The sequence below is a fragment of the Larkinella arboricola genome, assembly GCF_003259745.1.
GTDB classification, from domain to species: domain Bacteria; phylum Bacteroidota; class Bacteroidia; order Cytophagales; family Spirosomataceae; genus Larkinella; species Larkinella arboricola.
Window position 1 is genome coordinate 1 of record NZ_QLMC01000012.1, and the last position, 14,002, is coordinate 14,002.

10 protein-coding genes and 3 pseudogenes are annotated in these 14,002 nt (G+C 45.9%); 9 read left to right on the forward strand and 4 right to left on the reverse strand.

Translation table 11 applies throughout. The features are described 5' to 3' along the window. Positions 1-30: 30 nt before the first annotated feature. Positions 31-1,202 (reverse strand): IS3 family transposase gene (locus LX87_RS27070; protein WP_374755150.1). Its coding sequence is split into 2 segments (ribosomal slippage): positions 31-947 and positions 947-1,202, totalling 1,173 coding nucleotides; the frame shifts between segments, so codons are not numbered across the junction. A 65-nt stretch (positions 1,203-1,267) separates the two neighbouring features. On the opposite strand from LX87_RS27070, the pseudogene LX87_RS27075 reads away from it, so the two are divergent. The 6 genes and pseudogenes from LX87_RS27075 to LX87_RS29435 form a co-directional block, all read left to right on the forward strand. Beyond that, positions 1,268-1,945 (forward strand): annotated as a pseudogene (locus tag LX87_RS27075) (IS3 family transposase); the annotation flags it as partial. Positions 1,946-1,985: 40 nt separating this feature from the next. After that, on the forward strand, positions 1,986-2,774 hold the full coding sequence (locus tag LX87_RS27080; protein WP_229310843.1) for a transposase: 789 nt from the start codon (positions 1,986-1,988) through the stop codon (positions 2,772-2,774). Positions 2,775-3,249: 475 nt separating this feature from the next. Further along, positions 3,250-3,561, forward strand: coding sequence for a type II toxin-antitoxin system HigB family toxin (locus LX87_RS27085; RefSeq protein ID WP_111631450.1), 312 nt, complete (start codon positions 3,250-3,252; stop codon positions 3,559-3,561). Further along, positions 3,545-3,904 carry a helix-turn-helix domain-containing protein gene (locus LX87_RS27090; protein WP_111631451.1) on the forward strand — a complete coding sequence of 120 codons (360 nt, stop codon included), beginning with the start codon at positions 3,545-3,547 and terminating at the stop codon, positions 3,902-3,904. The genes LX87_RS27085 and LX87_RS27090 overlap by 17 nt, the downstream gene beginning before the upstream one ends. A 53-nt stretch (positions 3,905-3,957) precedes the next feature. Then, on the forward strand, positions 3,958-4,374 hold the full coding sequence (locus LX87_RS27095; RefSeq protein WP_111631452.1) for a hypothetical protein: 417 nt from the start codon (positions 3,958-3,960) through the stop codon (positions 4,372-4,374). A gap of 495 nt (positions 4,375-4,869) precedes the next feature. Further along, positions 4,870-5,133: pseudogene (locus tag LX87_RS29435) on the forward strand (response regulator); the annotation flags it as partial. 461 nt (positions 5,134-5,594) lie between these two features. On the opposite strand, the gene LX87_RS27105 reads toward LX87_RS29435, so the two are convergent. Both LX87_RS27105 and LX87_RS27110 read right to left on the reverse strand, forming a co-directional pair. After that, positions 5,595-6,140, reverse strand: coding sequence for a hypothetical protein (locus LX87_RS27105; protein WP_146624579.1), 546 nt, complete (start codon positions 6,138-6,140; stop codon positions 5,595-5,597). A gap of 512 nt (positions 6,141-6,652) precedes the next feature. After that, positions 6,653-7,264, reverse strand: coding sequence for a hypothetical protein (locus tag LX87_RS27110; RefSeq protein WP_111631455.1), 612 nt, complete (start codon positions 7,262-7,264; stop codon positions 6,653-6,655). Positions 7,265-8,026: 762 nt separating this feature from the next. Between LX87_RS27110 and LX87_RS27120 the strand changes: the two genes are divergently transcribed. Next, positions 8,027-8,224, forward strand: a complete 198-nt coding sequence (locus LX87_RS27120; protein ID WP_111631457.1) for a hypothetical protein — start codon at positions 8,027-8,029, stop codon at positions 8,222-8,224. 32 nt (positions 8,225-8,256) lie between these two features. On the opposite strand, the pseudogene LX87_RS27125 reads toward LX87_RS27120, so the two are convergent. Next, positions 8,257-9,720 (reverse strand): annotated as a pseudogene (locus LX87_RS27125) (ISL3 family transposase); the annotation flags it as partial. A 733-nt stretch (positions 9,721-10,453) separates the two neighbouring features. On the opposite strand from LX87_RS27125, the gene LX87_RS27130 reads away from it, so the two are divergent. Further along, the gene (locus tag LX87_RS27130) at positions 10,454-12,787 is read left to right on the forward strand and encodes a TonB-dependent receptor (RefSeq protein WP_111631459.1); all 2,334 of its coding nucleotides are present in this window, start codon (positions 10,454-10,456) and stop codon (positions 12,785-12,787) included. 5 nt (positions 12,788-12,792) lie between these two features. Next, positions 12,793-14,001 carry a DUF4374 domain-containing protein gene (locus LX87_RS27135; RefSeq protein ID WP_229310844.1) on the forward strand — a complete coding sequence of 403 codons (1,209 nt, stop codon included), beginning with the start codon at positions 12,793-12,795 and terminating at the stop codon, positions 13,999-14,001. The last annotated feature ends 1 nt before the right edge of the window (position 14,002 follow it).

Here is a 14,002-nt window from a genome sequence, read left to right on the forward strand (position 1 = left end):
TGGACTTGCAACAGAAAACTGGACAAATTTTTAAGCCACGTTTTGTAATGAACCATTATTGAATTCAAAAGGGGACAGATAGCCTAATCCTGAATGCCTTCTCTGTCGATTATACCAGATTTCAATATATTCAAATACGGATTGTTTAGCCTCAGCCCGAGTTTGGAAATCTTGATGATACACCAACTCCGACTTTAAGCTTTTAAAAAAGCTTTCTGCCACGGCGTTATCCCAGCAATTTCCCTTTCGGCTCATGCTTTGCAAAACCAATGGGTGTTTTTTCAATAATTGAGTAAATGCCGGACAGGCGTACTGTATGCCTCTATCAGAATGAAAGATGAGGTTGCGGGTGATAGGCCGATTTTTGACAGCCATTTGCCAGGCTGCAATAGTTGTTTCGATGGCCTTCATTGATTGGCTTAGCGACCATCCAATGATTTTTCGATCATACAAGTCCATAATGATAGTCAAGTAAACCCATCCTTCACTTGTAGAGATATACGTTAAATCAGATACCCAAGCTTTTCCGGGTTGCGAGGGATTAAAGTTTCGATTCAAATGATTGGCTGCCACTGGATACGAATGGTTAGTGTCGGTAGTAGCAACCACAAATTTCTTTTTAATAAGGCTTTTAAGGTGGGCTTTGCGCATGAGTCGAGCTACCCGAGGGCGGGAAATCTTTATACCTTGACTCAAAAGCTCCTGGGTAATTCGGGGGCTACCGTATGTCTGCTTGCTGGCCGAAAATACGGTACGAATCTGCTTCAGAAGATTTTCAGTTTCTTGCACTCGCTTGCTAGGTTTTTGTTTTAACCAGCTATAATAGCCACTACGGCTTACTTTCAGTACCTTACACATCTTCTCAACAGGAAACATAGCGACATGCGCCTTTATGAATCGAAATATTTCCCGTCGCTCTTGGAGAAGATGCCGACTGCCTTTTTTAGGATGTCCCTTTCTAGTTGAGCTTCCTTCAGTTCTCGTTTTAATCGGATGATTTCCTGTTGTTCCTGGCTTAACTGCTGGCGAGAAGAAGAATTCTTATCCTGCTGGGGAAGACGCTCTCGACGCCATCGGGCCAGAATGTCGGGGGTAATGCCTAATTCATTAGCCGTAGACGTCAATGAACCTTTTACCATAGCCAAATCCACAGCTAATTTCTTGAACTCCTCGTCGTAATGTCTTCGGGTCTTTTTCATCATTCACTAAGTTAGATCACGCTTAACTTAATGTCCAATCAAATGTAGCAGGTCCAGAACTCCGCGAGCAGGGCATAAAAGTATCCCGCAACCGGGTAGCCAGGCTCATGAAGAAGGCCGGTATTCGCAGTATCATCTACAAAAAGTATCGCGTGCAGACCACTGAATCAGATCACGATTATCCAGTGGCCAAAAATTTGCTGAACCGAGAGTTTACCGCTGACAAACCGGGCCAAAAATGGGTATCGGACATCACGTATATTGCCACTGGCCAAGGCTGGCTGTATCTGACCGCGATTTTAGATCTGGCCGACCGAAAAGTGGTAGGCTGGGCGATAAGCGATACGCTCAAAGCGGTAGGCACGACGGTAACAGCTTGGCGTATGGCGCTCAAAAATAGAGCAATATCCAGTCATCTTCTCTTTCATTCGGATCGGGGTGTTCAATATGCCTGCGCTGAATTTAGAGATGAGCTGAAGAATTTGCCGGTTGAACAGAGTATGACGGGGCCGCCCGGCGGTCGCAAAGGGAATTGTTGGGATAACGCGGTTGCGGAGAGTTTTTTCAAGACGCTCAAAAGTGAGTTGGTTAACCATGTGCATTTTGCCACACGTGCAGCAGCTCGGTTAGCGATCTTTGAGTATATCGAGAGTTGGTACAACCGTCGACGGAAACATTCGACATTGAAGTACCGAACACCCAGTCAACAGGAGTCTTATTTTTTCACTACCGCAATGGCCGCCTGAAAAATCTCCATAATACTGTTGCAAGTCCAACCTGCGCAGTTTGGGCCAAAAGTCCAAGAATGATACCATTGACGCAGTCGGCTTGGCTCGTATGGGGTTGGAGCAACTTCTTCCCCTTTGGCAACCACTATCTAAAAGCATTTATAGCCTACGTCTATTGACCCGTCAACACCAACGCTTGCAAGAATTAAAGACGCAATGTTTAAATCAAAAGCATGCTTTGGAACATAGCCCTATTAAGGATCTGTTGATCACCAAACAATTAGAAAAGCTATCAGGTATCTATGATCAGCAAATGCAAGCACTGCTTCAAGCTATTAACGAATTGATTCAAAAGGATACTCTGCTTCAGTGCCGCGTTGAAAAATTAGTAGCTATTAAAGGTTTAGGCTTACTGTCAATTGCAACACTGATTGCCGAAACCAATGGCTTTGAAGGTTTTGATAATCAACGTCAGTTAGTTAGCTACGCCGGTTATGATGTGGTAGAGAATCAATCCGGCAAGCGAGTGGGCAAAACCCGCATTTCTAAGAAAGGCAACAGCCATATCCGTCGTATACTTCATTTGCCCGCTTTCAATGCCGTTCGCTATGGAGAACCGGCTTGTCAATCACTCTTCGAGCGGGTTTATGGGCGCAGCGGCATAAAGATGAAAGGATATGTAGCCGTACAAAAAAAGCTTTTATTACTGGTCTACACGCTCTGGAAAAGTGAAGCGGCTTACGATCCCATGTATTCGACCCAACAGCAAAATGTATCCAAAAAAGTAGTCCCGACTAGCAGGACTACGCAGGATGAAGGAACTGTAGCTCTCTTCTCCCATGGATAATTCAAAGATATTGAAAAAATGCTAAATGAAAACTTGTACTTCACGACAGTACCAGCGTTCGGTAATCATCTGAGCATGAATACCGAATTCGCTGCTGAGTTGAGCCAGTGTTTTGTGTCCTTTGAGCGCTTCTAAAACCACCCTGGTTTTGAAGTGGGCATCGTGGATGCGTCGAATAGGATTGGCCATTGTTGGACATTTTCTAGTTGCAAGATAAGTTGTTTCAAGTTATTCTTGCTGTCCAGCTTTTGGAGAACACCATAGTAATAGTTTTGTCAGAAGTACCCGGATCAGCACTTTGGCTAAGCAACAGAAGTTTTAGCAAGCTTTGCAAACTAAAACTTTTCCTTTACCTTTGATGTTACCAGTATGGTAACAGGCATTATCGCTGATACCCTTAATATTCTCAGTCTCGGGGTGACCGCAATAACAGCAAATTCGCGAACCTTAAAACTCCTATTAGAGGAGACAGAGCATGAGAATTATTAGTGTAAAGTACATTGTGAATTTTTACGAGAAGCATCCAGCCTCGAAGAGCAGTCTGGATGCGTTTGTCAGCGAGGTAAAAGCCGCTGACTGGCAAAAACCCAACGACATTATTGAACGGTTCCCGAGCGCCGATCTGATTACTAGTAAGCGCTATGTGTTCAACATCAAGGGCAATAATTTTCGACTAGTTGCCGATGTCGAGTTCACAAAGAAGCTCGTTTTTGTTGTCTGGATTGGGACCCATGCAGAGTATGACAAAATAGACGTCAAGACCGTTAGATATGTTAAAAGTGATTAAAACAGAGCAGGAGTATGAAAACGCCCTAGAGCGTGTCTATGAACTCATGCAACTGGATTTAGAAGATGATTCTCCGGAATCTGATGAACTGGAAGTGTTGGCACTGCTTGTAGAACATTACGAGCAGGCTCACTACCCCATTGCACCGCCGAAACCGATCGATGCGATCCTGTTCCGTTTGGAACAAATGAATATGGACAAAAGCGAGTTGTCCAAAATTTTGGGTGCTCGTAGCCGCCAATCCGAGATCCTAAGCGGTAAAAGAAAGCTGAGTCTGGAGATGATCCGCAAACTGCACAGCGAGCTGCATATCCCTGCCGAAAGCCTTATTGCAGCTTACTAGTAATCAGTCCGGCTTCATTGAAGCCGGGTTTGTTTTATAGCTACCTTTGAGCGATGGCTAAGAAATTTCTATTAGCTCCCCTGACCCAGGCTGAACGGGCCCAGCAGATTCAGCAGGTTAACCAGATATTTCCACCCGAAGAACCCCGAGCGGAAGCTCCAAGCCCAGCCGGGGATAGTCAGCAGGAACTGGCTACCACAACGTACACCCGGAGCTTTTTGCACCATGGCATGCCATGCGAGGTCTCGTGCGAGATCAACAGCACCTGCAATGTATTAGCTTTTGTCAATGGCCAGGCGGTCTACTCTCGCTATCAGGTATACAAAGCGGAACTGGAGGGCTATCTGGTGACGGCCATGAAACTGGTGGAAGTGGAAGCCGAGCGCCGACATCCGCTTGGTGCTGAGGTAGACGCGACGCAGCGAATGTTGTTGCGGCTGGGGTTTGTCAAGCAGGAGAATACAGTGTGATTATGGATTGCAGGACATCGTCTACCGAAGATAGCTGATTAATTGAACCTATCACCTCTACCGTAATAGTTCTTTGCCATGCAGGTGCCGCGACTGCACAAGCGGGCTACAGCAGAAAAATAATTGTAAATACGCAATTGGATTTGCTCTTCAAGATCTCCCTACTCACGTTGAAGGCGCTGAATGTACGGTTGCTGATCCAACTTGATTTATTGCTGCTCCTTAACCTAGGCTAGGGTAAATTAATTGGTGCCTCGCAATTGGTATCATCTTTGATTGCTAAGTATCAGCAACGAGTTATTCACCTCACTATCAACCCTGGTTGATGCTGAGGGCAAAAAGATGAACAGAAAGCCAAGAATCCTGGTCGTAGATGATGATGCGACGTACCGGCATTTAATCACCCACCGGTTAATTCACGCCGGTTATCAGGTGCTTATTGCCAGTGATGGCCGCCAGGTTCTCAACTGGGTTTGATCAGCCGAGCAACGCCCCGATTTGATCCTGTTGGATTTGTTGATGCCCCATATGAGTGGCATTGAAGTACTGGAAAGCTTACGAGCTTCTGGCGATAAAGTGCCAGTGATCCTAATATCAGGTGCCGAGTGGCCCATCGCTCGGGAAGGGTTAGTCCAAAGTTCAGCGAATGCGTTTTTAGCCAAACCTTTTTCGGTCCAGGAATTATTGGGTAAAATTGAATTTCTGCTTCAGGCACCGAGTGAAGGTGATGCTTTAAGAAACAACCCCCCGGCGAAGTAGCCGAGCCTGATGTTTTGATGTGCTTTACACGTTTCTTACTGGGCAGAAAGGTAATTACCAGACAGTGGATTTTTCAGGAAAAGCATATGTGTTGCAGAGTTTAGCATACAAACGGGGGAATTTTGTACATGAACGACAATTTAATAAGACAGTTCCGGTATCCTTCAACAGGAAGCCGCCTGGTTCCGCGACATTGTTAATCCTCTTGAAGTTGGCGAGGTAATTTGCAACACCTACCAACTCGATGCTTATTACCGGGTGATTCAGCGTAACACCACTGAGGTAGTAGTCCATGTTTGTGCGATGAAAAAGGCCGACTGATACCCAATATCTTGCCGTTTCCCTTGGGCGACAGCCGTACTATTGGTAGTAAGATTTTTTGGGGCTGATTCTCCGACTTCTCAACCGCTTACGAAGCCAGGATCCGCTTGGTTAAATTTTTGACGTAGATTCATAGGCCACTACTTGAAGGTGGCTCTAAACTTGCCTTCCGTTACTTTATGATTAGCCGAAAGAACCTGATAAATGCCATTCGTCTGGGTAAACTGATCAAGGTTGCTTAAAGTAAAAGTCCCTTCCACTATGCCCCCTTTCAAGGTGTCTAGTTTCGTGATCTCGATAGTGCCCCTCGCATTAGGACCACTGGTTTGATAACCGGAGGTAGGTGTGTCGAGAAACATAAACGATGGCCGGTTGGAGACGTCAAAGCTGGAGAACTCGTATTTTTTAACCTGGATTGATTGGCTGCTGATGAGATGAACCGTGGCTTGCTGTTTCAGTTGACCCGAATACAGTACATGAATCAACTGGTACAAGGGCAGGGCTGGTGTGTTTGACAGGGTTACCACCGACGTATTGATGCTGACGTTATTCTCCAGGCGGTGTAAGGTGCCATCCAGTTTGAATTCAATAAAATCGGTGCCACCAGCTTTGGCATCGGGCGTAGCAGCTTCTTTTTGGCAGGCACTCAAACACAGGACACAGATTAGGGAGTAGAATAGTTTCATAGCTAAGGAGGTTGCTTTATTCTGTCTTGCCTCTCATTCCGCCCAGTTCTTTTACAATCTTAAGTATTTAATTATCAACAATCAAGCTCAATCAGTGATGGGTGTAAATTAGAGTAGTTCGATCCATCTCCAGGCATCTTTTACCGCATCGGTATTGCGGCTCACTCACTGAAGCTGCCAATGCCTCAGTTCCTGCCGCGATAATTGTTCAGCCGCTTAGTCAAATAGGATTTGAGGGAAGTGCGGGAATGCGTAGGTGTATGTAGTCAAGTAAAAGTGGACAACTAAGGGGGAAAAGAGAAGAGCCACCAGTGTGAGTAAGTCCGCTCTTAACATGGGCCAAGCCCGTATCTTATGTCTCGACCCACACTGGTGGCTCTTCATCATGTTTAAGGTATTCAAAATAAGGGTGTTGAGCAACCGTTACAAACGTACTATGTTAAGAGAATATCAAAGGAAAAGGCGACATCTACTTTCAATTAGAATCATAAAATAGTATCAGAGCGTACTTGTTAATCCTTTAATTTGCTAATCGCTTTTAGGCGGTTAATCAACTCCTTATTCGGCAGCGTGCTTGGAAACAATGCTTTTACTAACGGCAGTTGGTAGGGCTCTTCACTTTGTAAAAATTCTGTGGTGGGTAAATTCGGGAGATTATTTGCAAAGTAAGGTTGATTCTCGAATACACAGCTATGGCTACTGAACCGACTTAGGACATACCCACCAAAAACAGGCGTCCCATCTAAGGTTAATGCAATAGCATAATAAGAGCCGTGTTCTTTAGTCAACGAGTCTATTGCTACGCTGTTAGGGCCATTAGCTTTTGACAACCATTCATATAATGAAACCTTTAATTTGAAAAAGCCCTGCTTTTGGTCAAAATAGTCGATGTCTGATTCGGTCAAAGGCTGACCCACTAAACGAAACTTAGTAAGATTAACTTGGCAATTCCCATTCGTTCCAAGCCTATCACCAGGATCAGCTAAATAAATGGCCAATCCCTTCGAAGCTCTAGTCGACGCTATATCGCGTGGTGGTTCAGCGCTAGGATTACCAGAATCGGAGCATGACAAACTGCTCACGATCAGAAACAAACTTATTGTTATTGTAACGAGGTGTTTCATAGGACAAAAGTATTTTATATTACTGATTTGACTCAAGCCAAAATCTTGTTGTATAAGTAAAAACGCTTCTTACTGCTTTTTTGCATTCTCCCGCTGTATAGGATTTAATACCATAGGCTTTTGCTTCACATATATTACCATATGTCTTTCCATTACACCCACAGACAGGATCATAGTTGGTATAACACCCTGAGGAATCCCTTGGCTTTTCAGTACATGTTAAGTCCGGACTCACTTCTTTGCTGCGGCAACATAGAAAAGCAATGAGTAAGGGGAAAGACAGAAATGGGCGCATAATAATCAGTTTTTGATACGACCCCTACTATGTTAAAATGGTTGAAACTCCTGTTGTATAATCAATGTGGCTGTTGCAAAAGTCGCTATCCGAAATCATCGGCTTAAAAAATCGGTATTTTTAAGCTAATCCATTGTCTTGTCCTAAAATCGTTCGATTGAGCGGGTACCATTGAATACCCAGGACAACTGGAGTAGGCAGTTTGATGCTTTTTACTTACCTTGTTTTGACTTCAGAACCAAGCTCATCAACCTATAAATGGTACCTATCAGTCCTTCCTGAAATCTGGGCTGGAATGGATCATGCCTCCCCAAGAGGTACTTGATGAATTCACTGGTGATCTCCCCCGCGAGAATCCCGTATAGTAAAATCTTGATTCACCCATCCATTCCCTGAAGTCAGTTTGTGCTTCTAATCAGCCAAAACCATGGGAAAGCCAACTGCAGACTTGCCAATCGTCAATCCTCATGCTGCCGGAATTGATCGCACCGGCGCCCCGGATCGGCTCCCGTAACCATTGGGTAGCCGTCGATCAGAATAAGGAAAACGTCCAATCCTTTGGCGTTTACACGCTCGACCACCAACTTCTCATCAATCATCTACGGCAGTATGGTATTACGTCGGTAGCCATGGAAAGCACGGGTAGTTACTATATATTCCGGTGAATGGCTCATCGTCACTTTTGGTGAATCCGATCTTATGCAGATGGCATTATCATCCTTCGACGGAGTAACTCAAAACTCGCCCTGCCGTACATGGCTCGTTTCACCGTTTTCAGCCGATTCACTTGCCCTTCTACCTGACCACTACTCCATGTGGATTGAAAGGCTTGCCGGACGGCAGCATAATCCGATTCTAGACTCCGACTAAAGTGTCGTAAAGCATTAATTTCGGACTGTTTGGCCACTGATAGCCAGTGATCTAACCCGTTATCGTCTTGATCTTTCATTAAATTTCGGAATTGCAAAGCCAATTTGTGAGCTGTCTGTGCCAATGGGCAATTCAAATAAACCCGTTGTATAAAATCTCTGGCAGCTTCGTCCTGAATCGAATTTAAAGGGCGCATCAACCACTGACTGACCTGGCGCACGGAGTAGTAGGTTATTTGGGGACTCAGCGGCAATAATACTTTGGGATTTCTGGGATAGCTCCGAATCATCCGAAACAAACTACTGGCTCCGCCTCGAAAACCCCGTTGCTGAATCTCAGCATGCAGAATAGCAATACGCTGTTCGCCTTCCTGCCACCGCTGGCGAATGTAAGTTTCGTAAGCCGATACCCCGGAGGTTCGGACCGGGGTGTGCTTTCGGGCAGTGTATTGAGTCCATTGAAGGTATTTTCTTACTGTGGTACGTGAGATGCCCAGCTGCCGGGCAATGGAACGGCCCGAATGACCCGCTTGTTGCAAAGTCTTAACTTGCTCAAATCGTATCTGGCGGTTACTAACTGGGGCAGAAGGCTTTTGCACTGGCTGGTCTTCGATAGCTTCCTGCCCTTGCAGACTCAGTTCTTGGGCCGTTTGTCGTAACAGGATCTGTTGCCCTTCCACAAACCGCTCAATCGCATCGCCTAAGTTCTTTAACAGATGCCACCGGTCGGCAATCTGCACCGCCTGGGGGGCGCCTTCGGTCGCTACTAAGGCATAGGTACTGGCTCGATCCCGGCAGATGATTTCCACCCCCGGATGATCTAGTAGCCACTGTTTCAGCGTTTGCGTTTCCCGATCCGGTAGCAGATCGACCACTTTTTGCTTTTCCAAATCGACTAGAATAGTGCCATAGCGATCTCCCTTTTTAAATGCCCAATCGTCCACTCCTAATACTTTGGGCGTTTGCTGAGCCGGTAACGGAGCGGACAGTAGGCGTCGAAGTAGGGTTGAACCACTAACTTTAAGTCCAAAGAGCTTACACACCCGACTCCCGACTTGGCCACCAGTAATCATAGCGATCTGGAGCAATTTCATTTGGCAAGCTTCCATCCAGCGGGCATAGGGATGAATGCACATTGAAAATCGTTCCGTAAATATCCGACGAGAGCAGTCAGAGTTATCACAAAAAAACTTACGGACTTTTAACTGCCAAATCAAAGGCTTGCTTACCACAGGTAAGTCGGTAAGCTTCCGATAATACCGGCTATGGATGCGCTTACTGAGCATAGCGCAGCATGGACACGACTTTCATGGATCGGTGCTGATCAGTTGAACCTGGAAACCATCAGATGATTCGATAACGGCCGTACATGTAAGAAACGGCAGGGAAGATAAAAAAGACGCCAACACGTCTAGTAAACACCAATTTCACCAAAAGTGACGATGAGCCAATATGCCCGGAATGGGGTCAGCATCACCGGAATATCCAGCTTCCTGGAACAGGGGGCTTTTTTTGTTGGAGAGGGCAGGAAGGGCAACCCAACCGACGGGCAATTACGATGAGCCAACTTCTCCGAAATATACAGTTAATGGACATCATCCCCTGGATGCCCAGTTAGTCAAAGGGTCACATGGCCGATTGCCGGACTCAGAATCAGATTATCCAGTCTTTCTGACGTATTGCCCAGAGTTATTGCCCCAAACCTATACATATATACAAATCTCGGAAAGTTGTATCCCTAAAATGCTTCATCGAATAGTATGTCAATAAGAATAAACTCTTGCACTTATTAAAGTAAGATTAATTTTATTTGGACTATTTATAAATAATAACTTAGTTTTGTGCCACTGTTTATGACATCCAGAATGTAGCTGCAACTACGTTTCGAGAGCTGATCAGCTTTGACGAAAGCCTTTGGGCGACTTTAAGCGGTGAGTATAAACAAAAAGAGCCGGTCGGCTGCAACCTTCCGGCTCGGCCTGTCTGGCGACAGGTGCTCTACAACGGGGTAACATTATAAAGCAAATGCAAATTAACAAAATTCTGCATGTAGGACTTCTATGTCTTCTTACTTATTGTGGATGGGCTCAACAAACGGGGAGCAGTCTGATTGGAACCATACGAACGGCTGAGGGGCAGCCACTACCGGGGGCATCGATTAGCCTGACCGACAGAAGCTCGGGAACGTTCGCCGATCCACAGGGAACGTATCGGCTGGAAAACCTAAGCGCCGGTAAACACACCGTCGTTGTCTCGTTTGTTGGTTATCAGAAAACCAGCCGGGTGGTTCACGTGCATGAAGGCAAGCCGACGCGGATGGACGTCAACCTGCAGCCCGAATCCAACGAATTAGATGCGGTGACTGTAATCGGTCGTACCGAAGTCCAGGAGGTGAATCGACAGTCGTTCAATGTTACCGCCATTGATGCCAAGCAACTCTATAATTCCACACTTGATCTCAGCAGTGCACTGGATCGAGTGTCCGGCGTACGGGTGCGCGAATCAGGGGGCGTAGGCTCCAATTTCAATCTTTCCTTAAACGGTTTTTCTGGCAACCGTATCCGGTATTTCATTGACGGAGTACCGATGGACAATTTCGGCTCCTCCTTTCAAATCAATAACATTCCGATCAATACCGCTGAAAGGCTTGAAGTATATAAAGGGGTTGTTCCGATCTGGCTGGGTTCGGATGCGTTGGGAGGGGCGATCAACATTGTTACCGGCGATCGTTTTCGGAATTATGTAGATGCTTCTTATTCCTATGGCTCTTTTAATACGCATCGTAGCGTCGTAAATACAGCGTTTACGACCAAAAGTGGCTTTACGATACGTCTAAATGCCTTCCAGAACTACTCGGACAACAACTACAAAGTTACTGTTGATGCCGCCGATATTTATACGGGTGCTTATAAGCCCAATGCCGTCGTCAGGCGTTTTCACGATACGTATCACAACGAAACGGTTATTGCCAATGTAGGCGTGGTCGGTAAAAAATTCGCCGACCAACTGCTGTTGGGAATCACTCTTGGGAAAAATTATAAGGAATTACAAACGGGAGCCCGAATGGTTGCGGTCTTCGGTGGCTGGCACAGACGGGGCAATATTGTCATGCCCACGGTAAAGTACCGCAAAACAAACCTGATCAAAGGCCTCGATGTGACGCTGAATGCCAATTACAACCTGGGCAAGGAACGTAACATCGATACACTGTCGGCACGATTTGACTGGTATGGTAATTCAAAGCCGAATCCGAATGGAGAAGGCCGTGGCCGCAGTCTGTCGACATACGGTAATAACAATGGACTACTAACCGCAACCGCCAACTACAAATTATCGGATCGACAAGCCATTGCGCTAAGTAACGTCTTCAGTACGTTTTATCGAAAAGGCACAGATGTATTTAACGAAAGTTTCACGCAGGGCGATATACGACCCCGACTCAATAAGAATGTATTGGGTGTAGGCTATACCTACGATGTGAAAGATAAATGGAGCACCTCTATTTTTGGCAAATATTTATACCAGAAAACGCCCGGCCAAACCACATTCAGGAAATTTGGTTATGGTGTGGCCACCAGTTATTTCCTGACACCCGGTTTTCAGTTGAAAGCTTCGTACGAGCAAGCTAATCGTTTGCCGGAAGCCAACGAACTTTTTGGGGATGTGGAATTAGTGCAGGGTAATCTTTCCCTAAAACCTGAGCAAAGTCAGAACATAAACGTTGGGTTCACCTACAGTTTTGTGGCTAAAGAAGATCACCGTTTTCTGATCAATGCAAACGCCATTTACCGGTATTCCGATAATTACATCTATTCCAGATTCAATCAGAATCAATCGGCTCTGGTACTGGATAACCTCGACGGCGTATTTACCCTCGGCGGTGAAGGAGAAATCCGGTATTCCTACAAACGATTCTTATCGGCCGGAGCAACCCTCACCTATCAGAAACTGGAGAACCGACAACAGTACGTGTTTGATAGCAACGGCAATCGGGTCCTGAGCCCGGTTTACAAGGACCAAATGCCCAATATTCCGTATTTCTTCGGCAATGCAGATGCCTCGCTGACACTGAGGGATCTCGGACAAAAAGGAAACGTACTGAACATTGGCTACAATCTGCTGTACGTCCATGCCTTTTGGCTCTACTGGCCCAGTCGCGGGGGCGATAAGCTTAGTATTCCAAGGCAAGTTAGTCATGATCTGAATGCGGTATATAGTCTGAAGAATGGCAAGTACAATATCGGACTAGAGGCACGTAACATCACGGACAATCTGCTGTATGACAACTTCAGCTTACAAAAGCCCGGTCGGGGCTTCTACCTGAACTTTCGTTATTTCTTTAATTCGTTTAACATATAATGTCTATGAAATTCAGATCGACTCTCGCGCTAACTATGGCTGCGGGGATTCTGGCCTCGTGTAGTGACAAGAATGAAATCGCACTCGACAATCCAGGTAATTACATCTTGGCGGTTAGTCCGGCGGCCTCCACGGGTGTGGCTGATTATCTGATAACGGCTCAAAACCTGGATACCGGCACCATCTCAACGGCAGGCAATGGAGTTGAGCAGGATGGAACGTACCGCTATTATGTAACGCATAATGGCAAGTTCTTCAGTATGCTTTACGGGCAGGGTAATCCCGGAGCTGTTACCGCCTACAATATCCAGAATGGTAAACTGACCAAACTAACCAATTTTCAGACCGAAACCGTACAAGCCTTTGCACCATTTAATGATGACCTGTTGTTATTCAAAATTTCACGAAGCCTGACGGCGCCTACCTCAAGCTGGTATAAGGTAAATACCAACAGCCTGACCATCTCCTCAGAAGGTACCGTCAACACCCTCGACCTGACCGGGTTGGGCGAACTGGCTCATTTCACCTGGATCAAGCAAGTGGGTACGAAGCTATTTGCTCCTTATCAAACCATTAACGATCGAAGCTTCAATACGGCTTATCCCGATCAGGCTTCCATTGCTATTTTCAATTATGCCGATATGAAACTTGACAAGGTGATTACGGATAAGCGGACTAGTTTTATTGGGAAGTATTTCACAGACGGCCTTTCTGTTCAGGAAAATGGGGATATCTATGGATTTTCTCCCGCAGCTGCCACAACAGGAGGGACGATTTCTACGACCAAACCCTCGGCTGTCTTAAAAATCAAGTCAGGTACTACCGAGTTTGATCAAAGCTATTTCTTCGACGTGGAGGCCGCCAGCGGTGGAATGAGCATTACTTCGTGGCTGTATGTAGGGAACAATACGTATATCGTAAACGCTGTGGCAAGGGCTGAAAAAACGAATGGATTTCCGAATGGTAATCATATAGGTATTGTGAATGTAATTGATAAAACCTACAAAGCGGTTACAGGCATGCCTGACGTGGCCAGCATCTCCAACCTGACCACCACCAACTATACGCCTAAAGATGGTAAAACAGGGTACATCGGTGTCAACTTAACCGACGGCACCAGCTACATCTATAAGATTGATGCAAGCACGCAAACGGCTACCCGAGGTTTAAAAGTGGAAGGTGGTGCCGTTACCGCCGTACAAAATCTGAAATAAG

Excerpts from the sequence above, each read along its gene's own strand:
- LX87_RS27120 (WP_111631457.1), top strand. The coding sequence starts at position 8,027 with ATGCTGCCGGAATTGATCGCACCGGCGCCCCGGATCGGCTCCCGTAAC.
- LX87_RS27085 (WP_111631450.1), top strand. The coding sequence starts at position 3,250 with ATGAGAATTATTAGTGTAAAGTACATTGTGAATTTTTACGAGAAGCAT.
- LX87_RS27105 (WP_146624579.1), bottom strand. The coding sequence starts at position 6,140 with ATGAAACTATTCTACTCCCTAATCTGTGTCCTGTGTTTGAGTGCCTGC.
- LX87_RS27135 (WP_229310844.1), top strand. The coding sequence starts at position 12,793 with ATGAAATTCAGATCGACTCTCGCGCTAACTATGGCTGCGGGGATTCTG.
- LX87_RS27130 (WP_111631459.1), top strand. The coding sequence starts at position 10,454 with ATGCAAATTAACAAAATTCTGCATGTAGGACTTCTATGTCTTCTTACT.
- LX87_RS27090 (WP_111631451.1), top strand. The coding sequence starts at position 3,545 with ATGTTAAAAGTGATTAAAACAGAGCAGGAGTATGAAAACGCCCTAGAG.
- LX87_RS27095 (WP_111631452.1), top strand. The coding sequence starts at position 3,958 with ATGGCTAAGAAATTTCTATTAGCTCCCCTGACCCAGGCTGAACGGGCC.
- LX87_RS27110 (WP_111631455.1), bottom strand. The coding sequence starts at position 7,264 with ATGAAACACCTCGTTACAATAACAATAAGTTTGTTTCTGATCGTGAGC.